At 55.0% G+C, this 22,249-nt stretch carries 20 protein-coding genes and 4 tRNA genes; all 24 read left to right on the top strand.

The features are described 5' to 3' along the window. The first annotated feature begins 106 nt into the window (after nucleotides 1-106). The 24 genes from birA (at nucleotide 107) to rplB (ending at nucleotide 22,242) form a co-directional block, all read left to right on the top strand. The gene (gene birA, locus ALP40_RS25330; RefSeq protein WP_122210831.1) at nucleotides 107-1,066 is read left to right on the top strand and encodes a bifunctional biotin--[acetyl-CoA-carboxylase] ligase/biotin operon repressor BirA; all 960 of its coding nucleotides are present in this window, start codon (nucleotides 107-109) and stop codon (nucleotides 1,064-1,066) included. Then, nucleotides 1,056-1,805: a pantothenate kinase gene (locus tag ALP40_RS25325; protein WP_122210830.1), complete on the top strand. Its 750-nt coding sequence runs from the start codon at nucleotides 1,056-1,058 to the stop codon at nucleotides 1,803-1,805. Before birA ends, ALP40_RS25325 begins: the two co-directional genes overlap by 11 nt. 7 nt (nucleotides 1,806-1,812) lie before the next feature. After that, nucleotides 1,813-2,241 (top strand): hypothetical protein, encoded by a 429-nt coding sequence (locus tag ALP40_RS25320; RefSeq protein ID WP_122210829.1) that lies wholly within the window; start codon nucleotides 1,813-1,815, stop codon nucleotides 2,239-2,241. 142 nt (nucleotides 2,242-2,383) lie between these two features. Continuing rightward, nucleotides 2,384-2,468 (top strand) — tRNA-Tyr (locus ALP40_RS25315). Between the two features lie 25 nt (nucleotides 2,469-2,493). Continuing rightward, a tRNA-Gly gene (locus ALP40_RS25310) sits at nucleotides 2,494-2,567 on the top strand. 26 nt (nucleotides 2,568-2,593) lie between these two features. Then, nucleotides 2,594-2,669 (top strand) — tRNA-Thr (locus ALP40_RS25305). Between the two features lie 159 nt (nucleotides 2,670-2,828). Further along, nucleotides 2,829-2,904, top strand: a tRNA-Trp gene (locus ALP40_RS25300). Nucleotides 2,905-2,950: 46 nt separating this feature from the next. Further along, a complete protein-coding gene (gene secE / locus ALP40_RS25295; protein WP_005887064.1) occupies nucleotides 2,951-3,319 on the top strand; it encodes a preprotein translocase subunit SecE in 369 nt (122 codons plus the stop codon). A 9-nt stretch (nucleotides 3,320-3,328) separates the two neighbouring features. Then, a complete protein-coding gene (gene nusG, locus ALP40_RS25290) occupies nucleotides 3,329-3,862 on the top strand; it encodes a transcription termination/antitermination protein NusG (protein ID WP_002555501.1) in 534 nt (177 codons plus the stop codon). Nucleotides 3,863-3,981: 119 nt separating this feature from the next. Then, nucleotides 3,982-4,413: a 50S ribosomal protein L11 gene (gene rplK / locus ALP40_RS25285; protein WP_122210828.1), complete on the top strand. Its 432-nt coding sequence runs from the start codon at nucleotides 3,982-3,984 to the stop codon at nucleotides 4,411-4,413. Then, on the top strand, nucleotides 4,413-5,108 hold the full coding sequence (gene rplA / locus ALP40_RS25280; protein ID WP_004883652.1) for a 50S ribosomal protein L1: 696 nt from the start codon (nucleotides 4,413-4,415) through the stop codon (nucleotides 5,106-5,108). The genes rplK and rplA overlap by 1 nt, the downstream gene beginning before the upstream one ends. A gap of 197 nt (nucleotides 5,109-5,305) precedes the next feature. Continuing rightward, on the top strand, nucleotides 5,306-5,806 hold the full coding sequence (rplJ, locus tag ALP40_RS25275; RefSeq protein WP_122210827.1) for a 50S ribosomal protein L10: 501 nt from the start codon (nucleotides 5,306-5,308) through the stop codon (nucleotides 5,804-5,806). Nucleotides 5,807-5,878: 72 nt separating this feature from the next. Next, complete coding sequence (rplL, locus tag ALP40_RS25270; protein ID WP_004883656.1) at nucleotides 5,879-6,244, top strand: 50S ribosomal protein L7/L12; 366 nt, start codon at nucleotides 5,879-5,881, stop codon at nucleotides 6,242-6,244. Nucleotides 6,245-6,464: 220 nt separating this feature from the next. After that, nucleotides 6,465-10,538 carry a DNA-directed RNA polymerase subunit beta gene (rpoB, locus tag ALP40_RS25265; protein ID WP_122210826.1) on the top strand — a complete coding sequence of 1,358 codons (4,074 nt, stop codon included), beginning with the start codon at nucleotides 6,465-6,467 and terminating at the stop codon, nucleotides 10,536-10,538. A gap of 64 nt (nucleotides 10,539-10,602) precedes the next feature. Next, nucleotides 10,603-14,802: a DNA-directed RNA polymerase subunit beta' gene (gene rpoC, locus ALP40_RS25260; RefSeq protein WP_122210825.1), complete on the top strand. Its 4,200-nt coding sequence runs from the start codon at nucleotides 10,603-10,605 to the stop codon at nucleotides 14,800-14,802. A 194-nt stretch (nucleotides 14,803-14,996) separates the two neighbouring features. Continuing rightward, complete coding sequence (gene rpsL, locus ALP40_RS25255; protein WP_002555494.1) at nucleotides 14,997-15,368, top strand: 30S ribosomal protein S12; 372 nt, start codon at nucleotides 14,997-14,999, stop codon at nucleotides 15,366-15,368. Nucleotides 15,369-15,490: 122 nt separating this feature from the next. Next, nucleotides 15,491-15,961 (top strand): 30S ribosomal protein S7, encoded by a 471-nt coding sequence (rpsG, locus tag ALP40_RS25250; RefSeq protein WP_002555493.1) that lies wholly within the window; start codon nucleotides 15,491-15,493, stop codon nucleotides 15,959-15,961. Nucleotides 15,962-15,991: 30 nt separating this feature from the next. Then, on the top strand, nucleotides 15,992-18,097 hold the full coding sequence (gene fusA, locus ALP40_RS25245) for an elongation factor G (RefSeq protein WP_122210824.1): 2,106 nt from the start codon (nucleotides 15,992-15,994) through the stop codon (nucleotides 18,095-18,097). A 31-nt stretch (nucleotides 18,098-18,128) separates the two neighbouring features. Next, a complete protein-coding gene (gene tuf / locus ALP40_RS25240) occupies nucleotides 18,129-19,322 on the top strand; it encodes an elongation factor Tu (RefSeq protein ID WP_004883664.1) in 1,194 nt (397 codons plus the stop codon). Between the two features lie 141 nt (nucleotides 19,323-19,463). Beyond that, the gene (rpsJ, locus tag ALP40_RS25235) at nucleotides 19,464-19,775 is read left to right on the top strand and encodes a 30S ribosomal protein S10 (protein WP_003186070.1); all 312 of its coding nucleotides are present in this window, start codon (nucleotides 19,464-19,466) and stop codon (nucleotides 19,773-19,775) included. 81 nt (nucleotides 19,776-19,856) lie between these two features. Further along, entirely contained in the window at nucleotides 19,857-20,492 is a 636-nt protein-coding gene (gene rplC / locus ALP40_RS25230) for a 50S ribosomal protein L3 (RefSeq protein ID WP_024687032.1), read from the top strand. 12 nt (nucleotides 20,493-20,504) lie between these two features. Beyond that, nucleotides 20,505-21,107 carry a 50S ribosomal protein L4 gene (gene rplD, locus ALP40_RS25225; RefSeq protein WP_004883668.1) on the top strand — a complete coding sequence of 201 codons (603 nt, stop codon included), beginning with the start codon at nucleotides 20,505-20,507 and terminating at the stop codon, nucleotides 21,105-21,107. Then, complete coding sequence (gene rplW / locus ALP40_RS25220; RefSeq protein WP_002555488.1) at nucleotides 21,104-21,403, top strand: 50S ribosomal protein L23; 300 nt, start codon at nucleotides 21,104-21,106, stop codon at nucleotides 21,401-21,403. The genes rplD and rplW overlap by 4 nt, the downstream gene beginning before the upstream one ends. A 14-nt stretch (nucleotides 21,404-21,417) precedes the next feature. Continuing rightward, on the top strand, nucleotides 21,418-22,242 hold the full coding sequence (rplB, locus tag ALP40_RS25215; protein ID WP_122210823.1) for a 50S ribosomal protein L2: 825 nt from the start codon (nucleotides 21,418-21,420) through the stop codon (nucleotides 22,240-22,242). The last annotated feature ends 7 nt before the right edge of the window (nucleotides 22,243-22,249 follow it).

Below are 22,249 nucleotides of genomic sequence, written 5' to 3'. Positions count from 1 at the left end.
GCGGTGAGGGGTTTTGTCTTTTTTAGCTTTAAAAACAAACGTTCGTTTCTATGCACCATGCCTCGTCGTGGCTATCATGCGTGCCTTATTGCGAGGCGATCCTTAAATGCTGACGTTGTTGAAGCTAATTGCTGATGGGGCCTTTCATTCAGGGCAGGTGCTGGGTGAGGCTCTAGGGATCAGTCGAAGCGCAGTCTGGAAGCAGCTTCAACTGCTTGAAGCCGATCTGGGTGTTGAGATCCACAAGGTGCGTGGGCGCGGCTACAAGCTCGCTTCGCCTATTTCACTACTCGATAGCGAGTCATTGTCACGTCACGGTCTACCTTCTGCCTGGTCCGTTCATATCCATGACTCGGTTGACTCTACTAACGCAGAAGCCGCGCGCCTGATAGCCGGTGCAGGCACGATGCCAGCGCTTGTGTTGGCCGAGCGACAGACTTCCGGTAGGGGGCGACGTGGTCGCAAGTGGATAAGTCCCTTTGCGTTCAATCTGTATTACAGCCTCGTAAAGCGGATTGATGGCGGCATGCGCCAGCTAGAGGGGCTTAGCTTGCTCGTTGGGCTCGCAGTGATGGGCGCGCTGCGTGAAATGGGCGTTAAAGATGCCGGACTCAAATGGCCTAACGATGTTCTCGTGGGTCGCCGCAAGGTCGCCGGGATACTGCTAGAGCTGATCGGTGATCCGGCTGATGTGTGTCACGTGGTGATAGGTATCGGCGTTAACGTGAATATGCAGACGTCAACAGAGGTTGATCAGGCGTGGACCTCTGTACGTCTTGAGACGGGCCAGCTGGTTGATCGCAATGAGCTAGCTGCCCGAATGAGTCAAAAGCTTGAGTCTCTCCTCGCTATTCATCGTCAGGAGGGATTCACCGCGCTCCAGGATGAATGGGAGCGCGGTCATTTATGGCAAGGAGCAGCAGTGACATTACTTTCGGGTGCTGACGCCATTAATGGCGTTGTCTTGGGTATCAATGCGCAGGGCGCGTTGCGTTTGGATGTGGGTGGCGTGGAAAGAAGCTTTAATGGTGGTGAGCTCAGCCTGAGGTTGCGCGATGATTCTTGAACTCGATTGTGGTAACAGCTTCATCAAGTGGCGTGTCATCCATCGTGACGCTTCTCTGGTAGTGGCTGGAGGCGTTGTAGATGCCGACAGTGCGTTGCTGGAAAGTCTGGGTGAATTGCCTGACCTGACGCTGAGCCATTGTCGCCTAGTCAGCGTGCGCAACGCCGCAGAAACAGAAAGTCTGATTTCGGCTATCAGGGGTATTTTTGCCATAAGCCCTGTCTGCACATTGCCGGCGCGTGAGTTGGCAGGGGTTACAAACGGATACGAGGCCTTTGAGCGCTTGGGGCTTGATCGATGGTTGGCATTCGTCGGTGCCTATCACTGTGCTCGCAAAGCATGCTTGGTGATTGATCTGGGTACAGCTGTCACGTCTGATTTCGTAGCAGCGGATGGCAGGCACCTTGGAGGCTTTATATGTCCTGGGATGCCTTTGATGCGGAATCAGCTTCGTACCCACACAAGGCGCATCAGGTATGACGACGCGGCTGCCGAGCGGGCGCTCGCAAAGTTTGTTCCGGGCCGGTCCACTGCAGAGGCGGTTGAGCGAGGCTGTTCTCTGATGCTGCGGGGTTTTGCAGTCACGCAGGTGGAGATCGCGCGTGAGTACTGGGGGGATGATTTTGCCATCTTCGTCACTGGCGGGGACGCAGGTCTGGTGGTAGACGTGCTGCCAGATGCTCGGGTCATTCCGGATCTTGTGTTCGTGGGTCTTGCGCTGGCTTGCCCATTGTCTTGAGGTTTCTATGCGTTGGTTATTTCTCCTGATGTTGACGTTGAACGGCTTCTATTACATCTGGCATCAGCAGGAGGCACCGTTAAGGGCAAAGGAAGTGATGCCATTGTCGCTGCACCGGGCGACGCAACAGGATATCCGTCTCCTTAGCGAGTCGGATCCAGTGCACTTATCGCGAGAGGCTGACACAAATTGTCTTTTTTTGGGAGGCTTCACGCGCCAGGAAGATGCGCGTGCGGTAGAGCAGAGGCTTAACAGTCTGGATATCCAGTCTCAATTCCAGAGCGTACAGCCCGGTAGTGGGGCGGGCTATTGGTTAAGAATAGCCCCTGATAGTCGTCGTCTGGTGGAGTCAAGCGTGATTAGCCAGCTTGCTCAGGACTTTCCGCAATTAAAAAACAAAATAATGTCATGCGAGGGCATTGCAACTACGCAATAGTTTGCATAGAATGGCGCCCGCTTCGCAGTGAGGTGTAAGCCTTGCGAACGGAGTAGAAAGAGTCAACGCATGTAACCTCAGGTTTTTACTGAGAAAAAGGTTGACAGAAGGGCGGCATGAGTTGAGAATGCTGCCCTGCTCAGGAGGGGTTCCCGAGCGGCCAAAGGGATCAGACTGTAAATCTGACGTCTACGACTTCGAAGGTTCGAATCCTTCCCCCTCCACCAGATTTAGCGCGAGCTGCAAAATTGCGCGGGTATAGTTTAGTGGTAGAACCTCAGCCTTCCAAGCTGATGATGCGGGTTCGATTCCCGCTACCCGCTCCATGTTTGCGGCTTATGCAGATTGTATTGCTCTTGTAGCTCAGTTGGTAGAGCACACCCTTGGTAAGGGTGAGGTCAGCGGTTCGAATCCGCTCAAGAGCTCCATTGCTGAAGGCAGATATGAAAATATCTGCCTTTGTTTTAGGTAGGGCCGTAAGCGGTGTGCCTAAGGCTGTTCAGATGTTCATCTTTTAGGTGGCGTCCGAATAAGGTGTTGAAAAACTCTTGTCGGGTCCGCATAATGGTCGGCCTGATTTTGCTTTTAGGTCAGTAGCTCAATTGGCAGAGCGACGGTCTCCAAAACCGTAGGTTGGGGGTTCGATTCCCTCCTGACCTGCCAGATTCCCTAGGTGTAATCTGGCTTTCTTTTCACAGGATCTCCGTAGATGAATCCCAAGGCTGAAGCATCAGACTCTCGCTTTGATTTGCTGAAGTGGCTCCTGGTAGTCGTTTTGGTTGTCGTGGGTGTTGTCGGCAATCAGTACTACTCTGCTGAGCCGATCCTGTACCGTGTCCTGGCTCTCTTGGTTATCGCCGCTGCGGCAGCTTTTGTTGCGTTGCAGACTGGCAAGGGTAAGGCTTTTTTCGTTCTGGCGAAGGAAGCGCGCGCAGAGATCCGTAAAGTCGTTTGGCCTACTCGCCAAGAAACCACTCAAACCACATTGATTGTCGTGGCTGTTGTGCTGGTTATGGCGTTGCTGCTGTGGGGGCTTGATTCCCTACTCGGCTGGCTTGTTTCCTTGATTGTTGGCTAAGGGTGTCCCGTGGCTAAGCGTTGGTACGTAGTGCATGCTTACTCGGGTTACGAGAAGCATGTGATGCGCTCGTTGATCGAGCGTGTGAAGCTCGCAGGCATGGAAGATGGCTTCGGCGAAATTCTGGTTCCCACTGAAGAAGTGGTTGAAATGCGTAATGGCCAGAAGCGCAAAAGCGAACGCAAGTTCTTCCCTGGCTACGTGCTTGTTCAGATGGACATGAATGAAGGTACTTGGCACTTGGTCAAGGATACCCCTCGTGTCATGGGCTTTATCGGCGGTACCGCTGACAAGCCTGCGCCTATCACCGACAAAGAGGCAGAAGCTATTCTGCGTCGTGTCGCCGACGGTAGCGATAAGCCAAAGCCAAAGACTCTCTTCGAGCCTGGCGAGGTTGTTCGCGTTACCGACGGTCCGTTCGCCGATTTCAATGGCACGGTAGAAGAAGTTAACTACGAAAAGAGCCGTATCCAAGTGGCGGTGCTCATTTTCGGACGCTCTACTCCGGTAGAGTTGGAGTTCAGTCAGGTCGAAAAGGCATAACTGAGCTGGAATCCCATACCCCCGCAGTCTAAGGCTGTGGGGTTTTTTCGTCACTGGGATATACGCGTAAGCAACCGGGGAGCCTTTATTGGCGCTTGAACCCGTAATTGGAGTGCCTCATGGCCAAGAAGATTAGTGCATACATCAAGCTGCAAGTGAAAGCCGCTCAGGCTAACCCTAGCCCGCCAGTTGGCCCGGCTCTGGGTCAGCACGGTGTGAACATCATGGAATTCTGCAAGGCGTTCAACGCTCGTACTCAGGGTATTGAGCCTGGCTTGCCGACTCCAGTGATCATCACTGTATACAGCGACCGTAGCTTCACTTTTGAAACAAAAAGTACTCCTGCGTCGGTTCTGCTGAAGAAAGCTGCAGGCCTGACCAGCGGCTCGGCTCGCCCGAACACCGTTAAAGTTGGCACCGTGACCCGTGCTCAGCTGGAAGAAATCGCTAAGACAAAAAATGCGGATCTGACAGCTGCTGACATGGATGCGGCCGTGCGTACCATCGCCGGTTCCGCTCGTAGCATGGGCCTTAACGTGGAGGGTGTGTAATGGCTAAGCTGACCAAGCGTCAAAAGGCAATCGCTGGCAAGATCGAAGCTGGCAAGGCCTACAACTTTGTAGACGCAGCTGCTCTGCTGACCGAGTTGTCTACTGTTAAATTCAGCGAGTCCGTGGACATCGCTGTCAACTTGGGCGTTGACCCTCGTAAATCCGACCAGGTAGTTCGTAGCGCTACCGTTCTGCCGCACGGCACTGGCAAAACTGTACGCGTTGCAGTTTTTACCCAGGGTCCTGCTGCTGAAGCTGCTCTGGCTGCTGGCGCTGATCGCGTTGGTATGGATGATCTGGCCGCCGAAATGAAAGCTGGCGACCTGAACTATGACGTCGTTATTGCTTCTCCTGATGCAATGCGTGTTGTAGGTCAGTTGGGTCAGGTTCTCGGTCCTCGTGGTCTGATGCCTAACCCAAAAGTCGGCACTGTTACTCCTGACGTTGCTAACGCCGTCAAGAATGCCAAGGCTGGTCAGGTTCGTTATCGCACCGACAAAAACGGCATCATCCACACTTCCGTTGGCAAAGTCGGTTTTGACGCCGTCAAGCTGAAGGAAAACGTTGAAGCGCTGATCGCTGATTTGAAGCGTATCAAGCCTGCTTCTTCGAAAGGTATTTACGTCAAGCGCGTTACTTTGAGCACCACTATGGGCCCAGGCCTGGTGATCGATCAAGGCTCGCTGGACGCGTAAGACAAAGGCGGCACGTCCGACGTGTCGCTTAAAAAAATTGGGGTCCCTGCCTGGCGGGGGCTATCCAAGACCGTAGGCGGCGAAAGTCTTAAAACTCAAGCCTACGCAGATGGTGCTCCCGGTTCCTTACCGAATCAGACACCAAAACGACATCAAGCTCAGGCTCGATGAAACGGTAACAAGCAGGAGTTAAACCCGTGGCAATTAAACTCGAAGACAAGAAAGCCATCGTCGCTGAAGTCAACGAGGCTGCCAAAGCTGGTCTGTCCGCAGTCGTGGCTGATGCCCGCGGCGTGACAGTCGGCGCTATGACCGGACTCCGTAAAGAGGCTCGTGAAGCAGGCGTTTATGTACGTGTTGTACGTAACACTCTGCTCAAGCGCGCTGTTGCTGACACTCAATTCAGTGTCCTCAACGACGTGTTCACAGGCCCGACCTTGATCGCATTCTCTAACGAACATCCGGGTGCTGCTGCTCGCCTGTTCAAGGAATTCGCTAAGGGTCAGGATAAGTTCGAGATCAAGGCAGCTGCGTTCGAGGGCTTGTACCTCGCAGCTAATCAGATCGATGTACTGGCAACCCTGCCGACCCGTGACGAAGCAATTTCTCAGCTGATGAGCGTGATTCAAGGCGCTACCAGCAAGTTGGCTCGTACTCTGGCGGCTGTTCGCGACCAGAAAGAAGCAGCTGCAGCCTAAGGCTGGCCGTTTCTCGCGTTTTTGTTTTTTTCGATGGTCGCGTAGGCCGTCCCCAAATCAGGAATTAGATTCATGTCTATCTCTCAAAACGATATCCTCGAAGCCGTTGGCAACATGTCCGTAATGGAAGTTGTTGAGCTGATCAAAGCTTTCGAAGAGAAATTCGGTGTTACTGCTGCCGCTGCTTCTGCTGGCCCAGCTGTTGCTGCTGCCGTTGTTGAAGAACAAACTGAATTCAACGTCATGCTGCTGGAAGCTGGCGAGAAGAAAGTTAACGTGATCAAGGCAGTTCGCGAGCTGACCGGTCTGGGCCTGAAAGAAGCCAAGGCAGTCGTTGACGGCGCTCCAGCAATGGTTCTGGAAGCTGTTGCCAAAGACGCAGCTGACAAAGCCAAAGCTACTCTGGAAGAAGCAGGCGCTAAAGTCGAGCTGAAATAAGCATCGATTTGAGTGTCCAGCCCACGCATTTAGCGAAAGGCTGATGGCTGGTGGCTTTTGCCACCGGCCTTTTTCCGTTATAGACGATCGGCGCTGTCCGTGTCTGTATCGTGCAGGACCCACCGATGACGGTGGCGCAAACCAAGGGGTTTGCAAGATTTTCTGGCTGCTTCCGTCGGGAGGGAGCCAAACAAGCAGGTGACCAAGCTGGGGAACGCTGATGGCTTACTCATATACTGAGAAAAAACGTATCCGCAAGGACTTTAGCAAGTTGCCGGACGTAATGGATGTGCCGTATCTCTTGGCCATCCAGCTGGATTCGTATCGCGAATTCCTGCAGGCGGGAGCGACCAAAGATCAGTTCCGCGACGTCGGTCTGCATGCAGCCTTCAAATCCGTTTTCCCGATCATCAGCTACTCCGGCAATGCTGCGCTGGAGTATGTAGGTTATCGCTTGGGCGAACCGGCATTTGATGTCAAGGAATGCGTGCTGCGCGGTGTGACTTACGCTGTACCTCTGCGAGTCAAGGTTCGTCTTATCATCTTCGACAAAGAGTCGTCGAACAAAGCGATCAAGGACATCAAAGAGCAAGAAGTCTACATGGGTGAAATCCCCCTGATGACTGAAAACGGTACCTTCGTAATCAATGGTACCGAGCGCGTTATCGTGTCTCAGCTGCACCGTTCGCCTGGCGTATTCTTCGACCACGACCGTGGCAAGACGCACAGCTCCGGTAAGCTGCTGTACTCCGCTCGTATCATTCCTTACCGTGGTTCGTGGCTGGACTTCGAATTCGATCCGAAAGACTGCGTATTCGTCCGTATCGACCGTCGTCGCAAGCTGCCTGCGTCTGTACTGCTGCGCGCGTTGGGTTACACCACCGAGCAAGTGCTCGATGCTTTCTACACCACCAACGTATTCCATGTCCGCGGTGAAAATCTGAGCCTGGAACTGGTGCCTCAGCGCCTGCGTGGTGAGATTGCTGTCCTGGACATCCTGGACGACAAAGGCAAGGTCATTGTCGAGCAAGGTCGCCGTATCACTGCTCGTCATATCAACCAGCTGGAAAAAGCCGGGATCAAAGAGCTGGAAGTGCCGCTGGACTACGTCCTGGGCCGCACCACCGCCAAGGTCATCGTGCATCCTGCTACCGGTGAAATCATCGCTGAATGCAACACCGAGCTGAACACCGAAATCCTGGCCAAGATCGCCAAGGGTCAGGTTGTTCGCATCGAAACGTTGTACACCAACGATATCGACTGCGGTCCGTTCGTCTCCGACACATTGAAGATCGACTCCACCAGCAACCAACTGGAAGCGCTGGTCGAGATCTATCGCATGATGCGTCCTGGCGAGCCGCCGACCAAAGACGCTGCCGAGACGCTGTTCAACAACCTGTTCTTCAGCCCTGAGCGTTACGACCTGTCCGCTGTAGGTCGCATGAAGTTCAACCGTCGTATCGGTCGCACCGAAATCGAAGGTTCGGGCGTTCTGTGCAAGGAAGACATCGTAGCGGTCCTCAAGACCCTCGTTGACATCCGCAACGGTAAAGGCATCGTCGACGACATCGACCACTTGGGTAACCGTCGTGTTCGCTGCGTTGGTGAGATGGCTGAAAACCAGTTCCGTGTAGGTCTGGTACGTGTTGAGCGCGCGGTCAAAGAGCGTCTGTCGATGGCAGAAAGCGAAGGCCTGATGCCTCAGGACCTGATCAACGCCAAACCAGTTGCAGCAGCGGTCAAAGAGTTCTTCGGCTCCAGCCAGCTTTCCCAGTTCATGGACCAGAACAACCCGCTGTCCGAGATCACCCACAAGCGTCGCGTCTCTGCACTCGGCCCTGGCGGTCTGACTCGTGAGCGCGCCGGCTTCGAGGTTCGAGACGTTCACCCGACTCACTACGGCCGCGTGTGCCCGATCGAGACGCCGGAAGGTCCGAACATTGGTCTGATCAACTCGTTGGCAGCCTACGCTCGCACCAACCAGTACGGTTTCCTCGAGAGCCCGTATCGCGTTGTTAAAGAAGGTCTGGTTACCGAGGAAATCGTTTTCCTGTCGGCGATCGAAGAAGCTGATCACGTCATTGCACAGGCTTCGGCCGCAATGAACGACAAGCAAGAGCTGATCGACGAGCTGGTTGCGGTACGTCACCTCAACGAATTTACGGTCAAGGCGCCTGCCGACGTTACCCTGATGGACGTTTCGCCCAAGCAGGTTGTATCGGTAGCAGCATCCCTGATCCCGTTCCTTGAGCACGATGACGCCAACCGTGCGTTGATGGGTTCGAACATGCAGCGTCAGGCTGTACCTACGCTGCGTGCTGACAAGCCGTTGGTCGGTACTGGCATGGAGCGCAACGTAGCGCGCGACTCCGGCGTTTGCGTCGTGGCTCGTCGTGGCGGTGTGATTGACTCGGTTGATGCCAGCCGTATCGTGGTTCGCGTTGCTGACGACGAAGTTGAAACAGGTGAGGCCGGTGTAGACATCTACAACCTGACCAAATACACCCGTTCCAACCAGAACACCTGCATCAACCAGCGCCCGCTGGTGAGCAAGGGTGATCGCGTTCAGCGCAGCGACATCATGGCCGATGGTCCGTCCACCGACATGGGTGAGCTGGCACTGGGTCAGAACATGCGCATCGCGTTCATGGCCTGGAACGGTTTCAACTTTGAAGACTCCATCTGCCTGTCTGAGCGTGTCGTTCAGGAAGATCGCTTCACCACGATCCACATTCAGGAACTGACCTGTGTGGCCCGTGACACCAAGCTTGGTCCAGAGGAAATCACTGCCGACATCCCGAACGTGGGTGAAGCGGCTCTGAACAAGCTGGACGAAGCCGGTATCGTTTATGTAGGTGCCGAAGTTGGCGCTGGCGACATCCTGGTCGGTAAGGTCACTCCGAAAGGCGAGACCCAGCTGACTCCGGAAGAAAAACTGCTGCGTGCGATCTTCGGTGAGAAAGCCAGCGACGTTAAAGACACTTCCCTGCGCGTACCGACCGGTACCAAAGGTACTGTCATCGACGTTCAGGTCTTCACCCGTGATGGTGTCGAGCGTGACGCACGTGCACTGTCCATTGAGAAGTCGCAACTCGACGAGATCCGCAAGGATCTCAACGAAGAGTTCCGCATCGTTGAAGGCGCTACATTCGAACGTCTGCGCTCCGCGCTGGTCGGTCGTGTTGCAGAAGGCGGTGCTGGCCTCAAGAAAGGTCAGGAAATCACTGACGAAGTTCTCGACGGTCTTGAGCATGGTCAGTGGTTCAAACTGCGCATGGCTGAAGATGCTCTGAACGAGCAGCTCGAGAAGGCTCAGGCTTACATCGTTGACCGTCGCCGTCTGCTGGACGACAAGTTCGAAGACAAGAAGCGCAAGCTGCAACAGGGCGATGACCTGGCGCCGGGCGTGCTGAAGATCGTCAAGGTCTATCTGGCAATCCGTCGTCGCATCCAGCCGGGCGACAAGATGGCCGGTCGTCACGGTAACAAGGGTGTGGTTTCTGTGATCATGCCGGTTGAAGACATGCCGCACGATGCCAACGGTACTCCGGTGGACATCGTACTCAACCCGCTGGGCGTCCCTTCGCGTATGAACGTCGGTCAGATCCTTGAAACCCACCTGGGCCTCGCGGCCAAAGGCTTGGGTGAGAAGATCAACCGCATGCTTGAAGAGCAGCGTAAAGTGGTCGAGCTGCGCAAGTTCCTCACCGAGATCTACAACGAGATCGGTGGCCGTCAGGAAAACCTGGACGAATTCACCGACCAGGAAGTTCTGGATCTGGCGAAGAACCTGCGTAACGGCGTTCCGATGGCTACTCCGGTGTTCGACGGCGCCAAGGAAAGCGAAATCAAGGCAATGCTCAAACTGGCTGACATGCCAGAGAGCGGCCAGATGCAACTGTTCGATGGCCGCACCGGCAACAAGTTTGAGCGCGCTGTAACAGTTGGCTACATGTACATGCTGAAGCTGAACCACTTGGTGGACGACAAGATGCACGCGCGTTCCACTGGTTCTTACAGCCTGGTTACTCAGCAGCCGCTGGGTGGTAAGGCACAGTTCGGTGGTCAGCGTTTCGGGGAGATGGAAGTGTGGGCGCTGGAAGCATACGGCGCGGCGTACACTCTGCAAGAAATGCTCACAGTCAAGTCGGACGATGTGAACGGTCGTACCAAGATGTACAAAAACATCGTGGACGGCGATCACCGTATGGAGCCGGGCATGCCCGAGTCTTTCAACGTGTTGATCAAAGAAATCCGTTCGCTCGGTATCGATATCGATCTGGAAACCGAATAACACGTGACGTGAATCGGGAGCAGGGCGTAAATCCCTGCTCCCTGCTCCGCCAGGAGGAAAGGCCTTGAAAGACCTACTGAATTTGCTGAAAAACCAGGGTCAAGTCGAAGAGTTCGATGCTATCCGCATCGGCCTCGCGTCGCCTGAGATGATCCGCTCGTGGTCGTTCGGTGAAGTTAAAAAGCCGGAAACCATTAACTACCGTACGTTCAAGCCTGAGCGTGACGGTCTTTTTTGCGCCAAGATTTTTGGCCCGGTAAAAGATTACGAGTGCTTGTGCGGTAAGTACAAGCGCCTGAAGCACCGCGGTGTTATCTGCGAAAAATGCGGTGTTGAAGTGGCTCTGGCCAAGGTTCGTCGTGAGCGTATGGCTCATATCGAACTGGCTTCGCCAGTGGCCCACATCTGGTTCCTGAAATCGCTGCCGTCCCGTATCGGCCTGCTGATGGACATGACCCTGCGTGATATCGAGCGCGTTCTCTACTTCGAGAGCTATGTCGTTATCGATCCAGGTATGACCACCCTTGAAAAGGGTCAGTTGCTGAACGACGAGCAATATTTCGAAGCGCTGGAAGAATTCGGTGACGATTTCGACGCCCGCATGGGTGCCGAAGCTGTCCGTGAACTCCTGCACGCTATCGATCTGGAGCACGAAATTGGCCGTCTGCGTGAAGAAATTCCGCAAACCAATTCCGAGACCAAGATCAAGAAGCTGTCCAAGCGTTTGAAGCTGATGGAGGCCTTCCAGGGTTCCGGCAACCTTCCTGAGTGGATGGTGCTGACCGTTCTGCCGGTTCTGCCGCCAGACCTGCGTCCTCTGGTTCCGTTGGACGGTGGCCGTTTCGCGACGTCCGACCTCAACGATCTGTATCGTCGAGTGATCAACCGTAACAACCGTTTGAAGCGTCTGCTGGATCTGTCCGCTCCTGACATCATCGTGCGCAACGAAAAGCGTATGTTGCAGGAAGCGGTCGATGCATTGCTGGACAACGGTCGTCGTGGTCGCGCAATCACTGGTTCCAACAAGCGTCCTCTGAAGTCCCTGGCTGACATGATCAAGGGTAAGCAAGGCCGTTTCCGTCAGAACTTGCTCGGTAAGCGCGTTGACTACTCCGGTCGTTCGGTAATTACCGTTGGCCCGACCCTGCGTCTGCACCAGTGCGGTCTGCCAAAGAAAATGGCTCTGGAGCTGTTCAAGCCATTCATTTTCGGCAAGCTGGAAATGCGCGGCCTGGCCACGACCATCAAAGCAGCCAAGAAAATGGTTGAGCGTGAGCTGCCAGAGGTGTGGGACGTTCTCGCTGAAGTGATTCGCGAACACCCAGTGCTTCTGAACCGTGCACCGACGCTTCACCGTCTGGGTATTCAGGCATTTGAACCGGTACTGATCGAAGGTAAGGCTATCCAGCTGCACCCGCTGGTCTGTGCTGCGTACAACGCCGACTTCGACGGCGACCAGATGGCCGTTCACGTACCGTTGACGCTGGAAGCTCAGCTCGAAGCGCGTGCGCTCATGATGTCGACCAACAACATTCTGTCGCCAGCCAACGGTGAGCCGATCATCGTTCCGTCGCAGGACGTTGTACTGGGTCTGTACTACATGACCCGTGAAGCGATCAATGCCAAGGGCGAAGGCCGGGTGTTTGCAGACCTGCAGGAAGTCGACCGCGTATTCCGCGCCGGCGAAGCTGCGCTGCACGCCAAGGTAAAGGTTCGCATCCACGAAACGGTCAACGATCGTGATGGTGGCAGCGTCAAGAACACCCGTATCGTCGACACCACTGTCGGCCGTGCGCTGCTGTTCCAGGTGGTTCCGGCCGGCCTGTCTTACGACGTCGTCAACCAGCCTATGAAGAAGAAGGCGATCTCCAAGCTGATCAACCAGTGCTACCGCGTGGTTGGTCTGAAAGAGACCGTCATTTTCGCTGACCAGTTGATGTATACCGGTTTTGCCTACTCGACTATCTCGGGTGTTTCGATCGGTGTTAACGACTTCGTTATCCCGGACGAGAAAGCTCGCATCATCGACGCGGCCACCGAAGAAGTTAAAGAGATCGAAAGTCAGTACGCCTCGGGCCTGGTTACTCAGGGCGAGAAGTACAACAAGGTGATCGACCTCTGGTCCAAGGCGAACGACGAAGTATCCAAAGCGATGATGTCGAACCTCTCGAAAGAGAAGGTTATCGATCGCCATGGTGTCGAAGTCGACCAAGAGTCCTTCAACTCGATGTACATGATGGCCGACTCGGGTGCGCGTGGTTCTGCTGCCCAGATCCGTCAGCTGGCCGGTATGCGTGGTCTGATGGCCAAGCCGGACGGCTCCATCATCGAAACGCCGATCACCGCGAACTTCCGAGAAGGTTTGAGCGTACTTCAGTACTTCATCTCGACTCACGGTGCTCGTAAGGGTCTGGCGGATACCGCACTGAAAACCGCTAACTCCGGTTATCTGACTCGTCGTCTGGTAGACGTCGCGCAAGATCTGGTGGTTACCGAAGTCGATTGCGGCACCGAACACGGCTTGCTGATGACTCCGCACATTGAAGGCGGTGACGTGGTCGAGCCTCTGGGTGAGCGCGTACTGGGTCGAGTTATCGCCCGTGACGTATTCAAGCCAGGTACCGAAGATGTCATCGTGCCTGCCGGTACGCTGGTAGACGAGAAGTGGGTTGAGTTCATCGAGCTGAACAGCATCGACGAAGTGATCGTTCGCTCGCCGATCAGCTGTGAAACCCGCTACGGCATCTGCGCCAAGTGCTACGGTCGTGACCTTGCTCGCGGTCACCAGGTCAACATCGGTGAAGCTGTCGGCGTAATCGCTGCACAGTCCATCGGTGAGCCGGGTACCCAGCTGACGATGCGTACGTTCCACATTGGTGGTGCGGCAAGCCGGACCTCTGCCGCCGACAGCGTTCAGGTGAAGAATGGCGGTACTGTCCGTCTTCACAACCTGAAGCACGTTGAGCGTGTTGACGGTTGCCTGGTTGCGGTATCCCGTTCCGGTGAGTTGGCAATCGCAGACGACTTCGGTCGTGAGCGCGAGCGTTACAAACTGCCATACGGTGCAGTGATTTCGGTGAAGGAAGGCGACAAGGTCGACGCTGGCTCTATCGTGGCCAAGTGGGATCCGCACACTCACCCAATCGTCACCGAGATGAAAGGTACTGTTACCTACGTCGGCATGGAAGAGGGCATCACGATCAAGCGTCAGACTGACGAATTGACCGGTATGACCAACATTGAAGTGCTTGATGCCAAAGATCGTCCAGCTGCTGGCAAGGACATCCGTCCGGCCGTGAAGATGGTCGGTCTGGATGGCAAGGATCTGTTGCTGCCGGGTACTGACGTACCTGCCCAGTACTTCTTGCCTGCAAACGCCCTCGTTGGTGTTGCGGATGGTGCGCAGATCGCGATCGGTGATGTAATCGCTCGTATTCCGCAGGAAACTTCGAAGACCCGTGACATCACCGGTGGTCTGCCGCGTGTTGCCGACCTGTTCGAAGCTCGTCGTCCGAAAGAGGCGTCGATCCTTGCAGAAGTCAGCGGTACCATCGCGTTCGGTAAAGAGACCAAAGGCAAGCGTCGTCTGGTCATTACCCCGAACGACGGTAGCGATCCGTACGAGGAGCTGATTCCGAAGTGGCGTCACCTGAACGTCTTCGAAGGCGAGCAAGTGAACCGCGGTGAAGTTATCTCCGACGGTCCTAGCGATCCACACGACATCCTGCGTCTGCTGGGTGTGAGTGCGCTGGCCAAGTACATCGTCAACGAGATCCAGGACGTATACCGTCTGCAGGGCGTGAAGATCAACGACAAGCACATCGAGACGATTCTGCGTCAGATGCTGCGTAAAGTTGAGATTGCCGAGTCTGGCGATTCCAGCTTCATCAAGGGCGACCAGATGGAGTTGACTCACGTACTCGTAGAGAACGAGCGTCTGAGCACGGAAGACAAATTTGTCTCCAAGTTCACACGCGTCCTGCTGGGTATTACCAAGGCATCGCTGTCCACTGAGTCGTTCATCTCCGCGGCCTCCTTCCAGGAGACAACCCGCGTACTGACCGAAGCAGCCGTGACTGGCAAGCGCGACTACCTGCGCGGCCTGAAGGAAAACGTGGTCGTGGGTCGTCTGATCCCGGCCGGTACCGGTCTGGCCTACCACAGCGAGCGCAAGCGCCGCCGTGAAATGGACAAACCGATGCGTGTCAGCGCGAGCGAGGTAGAAGCCGCTCTGACTGAAGCGTTGAACTCCAGCGGTAACTAAGAGTAAAGCCTCGGCACTCACATCGGTCGCGTAGCATTCGTGCTGTTCGCCTGATGTGGACGTCGGGGCTTTGTCTTGACTGGGGACAGGATCCTCTTTAGACTCTTGTACCCCTAAATTTGGCGGGGCTTGTGCCCTGTCATTTGCTTTTCTTGTAAGACAATAGCGTCGCAAGACAACAGTGGAGCTAGTAGATGGCAACTATCAACCAGCTGGTACGTCAGCCGCGTAAGCGTATCGTCGAGAAATCCGACGTGCCTGCGCTGCAGAACTGCCCGCAGCGTCGCGGTGTGTGCACTCGTGTGTATACCACCACGCCGAAAAAACCTAACTCGGCATTGCGTAAAGTCTGCCGTGTGCGCCTGACCAACGGTTTCGAGGTTTCCTCGTACATCGGCGGTGAAGGTCACAACCTGCAAGAGCACAGCGTGGTACTGATCCGTGGCGGTCGTGTAAAAGACTTGCCAGGTGTTCGTTATCACACCGTTCGTGGTTCTCTGGATACTTCCGGCGTTAAAGGCCGTAACCAGGGTCGCTCGAAATACGGTACCAAGAAGCCTAAGTAGTATTCGGCTTCTGATTAAAATTGCAGATTTCTATTTTTCTGAGTCGATAAGAGTAAGGTCGGGCGCATCCATTTTTGGGTGGTGGTCCCGAGCTAACCTGAAGACCGTTTGAGGGCTTATCCATGCCAAGAAGACGCGTAGCAGCCAAGCGCGAAGTGCTTGACGATCCAAAATACGGAAGCCAGATTCTGGCGAAGTTCATGAACCACGTGATGGAAAGCGGCAAGAAAGCCGTTGCCGAGCGTATCGTTTATGGCGCGCTGGAGAAGGTTAAAGAGCGTAAGAACAGCGATCCCCTGGAAATCTTCGAGAAAGCTCTCGACGCCATCGCTCCGCTGGTCGAAGTAAAGTCGCGCCGTGTAGGCGGTGCTACTTACCAGGTTCCTGTCGAAGTTCGTCCGTCCCGTCGTAATGCTCTGGCAATGCGTTGGCTGGTAGACTTCGCGCGCAAGCGCGGCGAGAAGTCTATGGCTCTGCGTTTGGCTGGCGAACTGTTGGACGCCGCCGAAGGTAAAGGTGCTGCGGTCAAGAAGCGTGAAGATGTGCACCGTATGGCTGAGGCCAACAAGGCTTTCTCGCACTACCGCTTCTAATTTCAGCGTCACTAATTTTGCGAGGGCTTTATGGCTCGTACTACACCGATTGGCCGTTACCGTAACATTGGTATCGTCGCTCACGTGGATGCTGGTAAAACCACCACCACCGAGCGCGTCCTTTTTTACACCGGCAAAAGTCACAAGATGGGCGAGGTGCATGATGGCGCCGCGACCACGGACTGGATGGTTCAAGAGCAGGAGCGTGGTATTACCATTACTTCTGCTGCCATCACTGCCTTCTGGCAGGGTTCGGAAAAGCAGCATAAAGACCAGTACCGCTTCAACGTCATCGACACACCTGGCCACGTTGACTTCACCATTGAAGTTGAGCGTTCCCTGCGTGTACTCGACGGCGCTGTCGTTGTGTTCTGCGGTACTTCCGGCGTAGAGCCGCAGTCCGAAACCGTATGGCGTCAGGCCAACAAATACGGTGTTCCACGTATCGTTTACGTGAACAAGATGGACCGTGCCGGTGCTAACTTCCTGCGCGTTATCGCTCAGATCAAGCAGCGCCTTGGCCACACTCCGGTGCCTATCCAGTTGGCGATCGGTTCCGAAGACAACTTCCAGGGTCAGATCGATCTGATGTCTATGGAAGCTGTTTACTGGAACGATTCCGACAAGGGTATGGTTCCTGTTCGCAAGCCAATCCCTGAAGAGCTTCAGGAGCTGGCTGACGAGTGGCGCAGCAACATGGTCGAGGCTGCGGCCGAAGCCAATGAAGAGCTGATGAACAAGTACCTCGAAGGTGAAGAACTCACCAACGCGGAAATCAAGGCCGCTCTGCGTCAGCGCACCATTGCTGGCGAGATCGTTCTGGCTGTTTGCGGTTCTTCGTTCAAGAACAAGGGCGTTCCCCTGGTTCTCGACGCCGTGATCGACTACCTGCCAGCTCCAGTCGATATTCCTGCTATCAAGGGTTCCGACCCTGATAACGAGGAAATCCAAATGGAGCGTCATGCAGACGACGATGAGCCGTTCTCGGCTCTGGCGTTCAAGATCGCTACCGACCCATTCGTGGGTACCCTGACCTTCGTCCGCGTTTACTCGGGCGTGTTGGCATCCGGCGACGGCGTGATCAACTCGGTCAAGGGCAAGAAAGAGCGCGTGGGTCGTATGGTGCAGATGCACGCAAACGCCCGCGAAGAGATCAAGGAAGTGCGCGCTGGTGACATCGCGGCCCTGATCGGCATGAAGGACGTCACCACTGGTGAAACCTTGTGCAACGCTGACAAGCCAATCATTCTGGTTCGCATGGACTTCCCGGAGCCGGTTATTTCGGTTGCCGTTGAGCCAAAGACCAAGGATGACCAGGAAAAAATGGGTATTGCACTGGGCAAGCTTGCTCAGGAAGACCCTTCTTTCCGCGTTAAAACTGATGAAGAGACTGGTCAGACGATCATCTCTGGCATGGGCGAGTTGCACCTGGACATCCTGGTTGACCGGATGCGCCGTGAGTTCAACGTCGAAGCCAACATCGGCAAGCCTCAGGTTTCCTATCGTGAGCGCATCACGAAGAACTGCGAAATCGAAGGCAAGTTCGTTCGTCAATCCGGCGGTCGTGGCCAGTTTGGCCATTGCTGGATCCGTTTTGCTCCTGCTGACGAAGGTCAGGAAGGTCTGCAATTCGTGAACGAAGTGGTGGGTGGTGTTGTTCCTAAGGAATACATCCCGGCTATCCAGAAGGGTATCGAAGAGCAGATGAAGAACGGCGTTGTCGCCGGCTATCCGCTGATCGGCCTGAAGGCTACCGTGTTTGATGGTTCTTACCACGACGTCGACTCGAACGAGATGGCGTTTAAGGTGGCTGCTTCCATGGCGACCAAGCAACTGGCCCAGAAGGGCGGTGGTGAGTTGCTTGAGCCGATCATGGCTGTAGAGGTTGTTACGCCTGAAGACTATATGGGTGACGTGATGGGCGACCTTAACCGTCGTCGCGGCATGATTCTGGGTATGGAAGATACGGTTTCCGGCAAAGTTATTCGTGCCGAGGTTCCGTTGGGTGAGATGTTCGGTTATGCGACCGACGTTCGCTCCATGTCTCAGGGTCGCGCAAGCTACTCTATGGAATTCAAAAAATACAATACAGCGCCGTCGCACATCGTCGAAACTGTAACCAAAAAACAAGGCTGATTCAGCGCCTTTAGGCTAGGAGTTATTTGTCGTGGCTAAAGAAAAATTTGATCGTTCCCTCCCGCACTGCAACGTCGGCACCATTGGTCACGTTGACCATGGCAAGACCACGCTGACCGCTGCTCTGACACGCGTTTGCTCCGAAGTTTTCGGTTCGGCTCGTGTTGACTTCGACAAGATCGACAGCGCACCGGAAGAGAAGGCTCGCGGTATCACCATCAACACCGCTCACGTTGAGTACAACTCGGCTACGCGTCACTACGCGCACGTTGACTGCCCAGGTCACGCCGACTACGTGAAGAACATGATCACCGGTGCTGCCCAGATGGACGGCGCTATCCTGGTTTGTTCGGCTGCTGATGGTCCTATGCCGCAGACTCGTGAGCACATCCTGCTTTCGCGTCAGGTAGGTGTTCCGTACATCGTGGTCTTCCTGAACAAGGCTGACCTGGTAGATGACGCCGAGTTGTTGGAACTGGTTGAGATGGAAGTTCGCGACCTTCTGACCACTTACGACTTCCCGGGTGACGACACTCCAATCATCATCGGCTCTGCCCGTATGGCGTTGGAAGGCAAAGACGACAACGAGATGGGCACCACTGCCGTCAAGAAGCTCGTTGAGACTCTGGACAGCTACATTCCTCAGCCAGAGCGTGCTGTTGACAAGCCGTTCCTGATGCCAATCGAAGACGTGTTCTCGATCTCCGGTCGCGGTACTGTTGTGACTGGTCGTGTTGAGCGCGGTATCGTCAAGGTCCAGGACTCGCTGGAAATCGTTGGCCTGCGTGACACCACCACCACTACCTGCACCGGTGTTGAGATGTTCCGCAAGCTGCTCGACGAAGGTCGTGCTGGCGAGAACTGCGGTGTTCTGCTGCGTGGTACCAAGCGTGACGACGTTGAGCGTGGTCAGGTACTGGTTAAGCCAGGCACCGTTAAGCCGCACACTCAGTTCGAAGCTGAAATCTACGTTCTGAGCAAAGAAGAAGGCGGCCGTCATACTCCGTTCTTCAAAGGCTACCGTCCACAGTTCTACTTCCGTACTACCGACGTAACTGGTAGCTGCGAACTGCCGGAAGGCGTAGAAATGGTTATGCCAGGTGATAACGTTAAAGTTTCCGTTACCCTGATCAAGCCAATCGCGATGGAAGATGGTCTGCGTTTCGCTATCCGTGAAGGCGGTCGTACCGTCGGCGCTGGCGTCGTAGCCAAAATCATCGCTTAAGCGTTGATGCCTTGAAAGAGCCCCCGCTTTGCGGGGGCTTTTTTATTGGGTTGACACCCTGCCAGCTCGTCTATAGAATTGCGCCTCCTTTTAACGGGCGTATTGCGCTCGGTGGGAACAGCAATCTGGAGTCTGAATCCAATGCAAAACCAGCAAATCCGTATCAGGTTGAAGGCTTTTGACCATCGCCTGATCGACCAATCAACCCAGGAAATCGTGGAAACCGCGAAACGTACTGGTGCACAGGTGCGTGGTCCGATTCCACTGCCGACTCGTAAAGAGCGGTTCACCGTTCTGGTTTCTCCGCACGTCAACAAAGACGCGCGCGACCAGTATGAGATCCGTACTCATAAGCGTGTTCTGGACATCGTCCAGCCAACGGATAAAACCGTTGATGCTCTTATGAAGCTTGATCTTGCGGCCGGTGTGGAAGTTCAGATCAGCCTCGGCTAAGACTTGGGTCTTAGTCGTGTAACGCTCTGAAATGGGCGGCCATAGCGGGTGAAAGCCCCGTACACTCATGAGGTTTACAACATGACTATTGGTGTAGTCGGTCGTAAATGCGGTATGACCCGTATTTTCACCGAAGAAGGTGTCTCCATTCCGGTCACGGTCATTGAGATCGAGCCGAATCGCGTCACTCAGTTCAAAACCGAAGAAACCGATGGCTATCGTGCAGTGCAAGTCACTGTCGGCGAGCGTCGTGCTTCGCGTGTTACAGCCGCTCAGGCTGGCCACTTCGCCAAGGCGAACGTTGCCGCCGGTCGTACCATCATGGAATTCCGTCTTGAAGAAGGCGATTACCAGGCTGGCGATCTGATCAACGCTGAAATCTTCGCTGCTGGTCAACTGGTTGATGTAACCGGTCAGTCCAAGGGTAAAGGCTTCCAGGGTACGATCAAGCGCTGGAATTTCCGTGGTCAGGATAACACCCACGGTAACTCCGTCTCCCACCGCGTCCCGGGCTCTATCGGCCAGTGCCAGACTCCTGGTCGTGTATTCAAGGGCAAAAAAATGTCCGGTCATATGGGCGCTGAGCGCGTGACCGTGCAGTCCCTGGAAGTAGTGCGCGTGGACGCTGAACGCAATCTGTTGTTGGTCAAGGGTGCTGTTCCTGGCGCTACTGGCGGCAACCTGGTTGTACGTCCGGCAGCCAAGGCTCGCGGTTAAGGGGAAGCTGACATGCAATTAAATGTAAATGACGCTCAAGCAATCGAAGTTTCCGAACTGACATTTGGCGGCGAATTCAACGAGACGCTGGTTCACCAGGCAGTCGTGGCCTACATGGCTGGCGGTCGTCAGGGTAGCAAGCAGCAAAAGACCCGTTCTGACGTTTCTGGTGGCGGTAAGCGCCCATGGCGTCAAAAGGGTACTGGCCGTGCTCGTGCCGGTACTATCCGTAGCCCAATCTGGCGTGGCGGCGGTACCACTTTCGCCGCTCGTCCTCAGGACCACTCTCAGAAGCTCAACAAGAAGATGTATCGCGCAGCTTTGCGCTCCATCCTTGCTGAACTGGTTCGTACTGATCGTCTGGTCGTGGTTCAGGACTTCGCTGTTGAAGCACCGAAAACCAAAGACTTGCTGAGCAAGCTGAATGGCATGGGTCTGACTGACGTCTTGATCGTGTCTGACGCTGTTGACCAGAATCTGTACCTGGCTGCTCGTAACCTGCCGCACGTTGATGTTCGTGACGTACAGGGTTCCGATCCAGTTAGTCTGATCGCATACGACAAGGTGTTGATCACCGTGTCGGCCGTGAAGAAATTCGAGGAGCTGCTGGGATGAACCAGGAACGCGTATTTAAAGTTCTACTTGGCCCGCACGTTTCCGAAAAGGCCACGGTTCTGGCTGACAAGAAAGGCCAGTTCGTTTTCAAGGTTGCAACTGATGCAACCAAGCTGGAAATCAAGAAGGCCGTCGAAAGCCTGTTCAGCGTGAAAGTAGAGCGTGTTACTACCCTGAATGTTCTGGGTAAGAGCAAGCGCACTGCTCGCGGTCTGGGCAAGCGTAATGACTGGAAGAAGGCAGTTATCTCCCTTCAGCCAGGCCAAGATCTCGATTTCAGCAGCAGTGCTGAGTAAGGAAGGGGTGCATCATGGCAATCGTTAAATGCAAACCGACTTCCCCTGGCCGCCGTTTTGTGGTCAAGGTGGTCAACCAGGAGCTGCATAAAGGCGCTCCTCACGCACCGCTGCTCGAGAAAAAATCGAAGACTGGTGGTCGTAACAACAATGGCCGTATCACTACACGTCACGTGGGTGGTGGTCATAAGCAGCATTATCGTCTGGTCGATTTCCGTCGCAACGACAAAGATGGCATCGCTGCCACTGTCGAGCGTATCGAATACGATCCAAACCGTACTGCTCACATTGCTCTGCTGCTTTACGCAGACGGCGAGCGCCGCTACATCATCGCCCCTAAAGGCGTGAGTGCTGGCGACCAGCTGATTGCGGGTGCTCTGGCACCAATCAAGCCGGGCAACGCTCTTCAACTGCGCAACATTCCAGTTGGTAGCACCGTACACGGCATCGAATTGAAGCCAGGTAAAGGCGCACAGATCGCACGTTCCGCTGGTGCTTCTGCACAGCTGATCGCTCGTGAAGGTGTGTACGTAACCCTGCGTCTTCGCTCCGGTGAAATGCGTAAAGTATTGGCTGAATGCCGTGCAACGCTTGGCGAGGTCTCGAACTCCGAGCACAGCCTGCGTTCGCTGGGTAAAGCTGGTGCCAAACGCTGGCGTGGCGTTCGCCCAACCGTTCGTGGTGTTGCCATGAACCCGGTTGACCACCCACATGGTGGTGGTGAAGGTCGTACCTCTGGTGGTCGTCATCCGGTATCGCCGTGGGGCTTCCCGACTAAGGGCGCGAAGACTCGTGGTAATAAGCGTACCGACAAAATGATCGTCCGTCGTCGCAAGTAAATAGAGG

The sequence above is a fragment of the Pseudomonas viridiflava genome, assembly GCF_003702045.1.
GTDB lineage: Bacteria > Pseudomonadota > Gammaproteobacteria > Pseudomonadales > Pseudomonadaceae > Aquipseudomonas > Aquipseudomonas viridiflava_C.
This window is presented reverse-complemented; position numbering and strand designations above follow the sequence as displayed.

What these genes read in the sequence shown, in the direction of transcription:
- rplD (WP_004883668.1), top strand. Translation starts at nt 20,505, where the DNA reads ATGCAATTAAATGTAAATGACGCTCAAGCAATCGAAGTTTCCGAACTG.
- rplK (WP_122210828.1), top strand. Translation starts at nt 3,982, where the DNA reads ATGGCCAAGAAGATTAGTGCATACATCAAGCTGCAAGTGAAAGCCGCT.
- birA (WP_122210831.1), top strand. Translation starts at nt 107, where the DNA reads ATGCTGACGTTGTTGAAGCTAATTGCTGATGGGGCCTTTCATTCAGGG.
- rpsG (WP_002555493.1), top strand. Translation starts at nt 15,491, where the DNA reads ATGCCAAGAAGACGCGTAGCAGCCAAGCGCGAAGTGCTTGACGATCCA.
- rpsJ (WP_003186070.1), top strand. Translation starts at nt 19,464, where the DNA reads ATGCAAAACCAGCAAATCCGTATCAGGTTGAAGGCTTTTGACCATCGC.
- rplW (WP_002555488.1), top strand. Translation starts at nt 21,104, where the DNA reads ATGAACCAGGAACGCGTATTTAAAGTTCTACTTGGCCCGCACGTTTCC.
- ALP40_RS25320 (WP_122210829.1), top strand. Translation starts at nt 1,813, where the DNA reads ATGCGTTGGTTATTTCTCCTGATGTTGACGTTGAACGGCTTCTATTAC.
- rpsL (WP_002555494.1), top strand. Translation starts at nt 14,997, where the DNA reads ATGGCAACTATCAACCAGCTGGTACGTCAGCCGCGTAAGCGTATCGTC.
- ALP40_RS25325 (WP_122210830.1), top strand. Translation starts at nt 1,056, where the DNA reads ATGATTCTTGAACTCGATTGTGGTAACAGCTTCATCAAGTGGCGTGTC.
- rplB (WP_122210823.1), top strand. Translation starts at nt 21,418, where the DNA reads ATGGCAATCGTTAAATGCAAACCGACTTCCCCTGGCCGCCGTTTTGTG.
- rpoB (WP_122210826.1), top strand. Translation starts at nt 6,465, where the DNA reads ATGGCTTACTCATATACTGAGAAAAAACGTATCCGCAAGGACTTTAGC.
- fusA (WP_122210824.1), top strand. Translation starts at nt 15,992, where the DNA reads ATGGCTCGTACTACACCGATTGGCCGTTACCGTAACATTGGTATCGTC.
- rplA (WP_004883652.1), top strand. Translation starts at nt 4,413, where the DNA reads ATGGCTAAGCTGACCAAGCGTCAAAAGGCAATCGCTGGCAAGATCGAA.
- rplL (WP_004883656.1), top strand. Translation starts at nt 5,879, where the DNA reads ATGTCTATCTCTCAAAACGATATCCTCGAAGCCGTTGGCAACATGTCC.
- rplC (WP_024687032.1), top strand. Translation starts at nt 19,857, where the DNA reads ATGACTATTGGTGTAGTCGGTCGTAAATGCGGTATGACCCGTATTTTC.
- secE (WP_005887064.1), top strand. Translation starts at nt 2,951, where the DNA reads ATGAATCCCAAGGCTGAAGCATCAGACTCTCGCTTTGATTTGCTGAAG.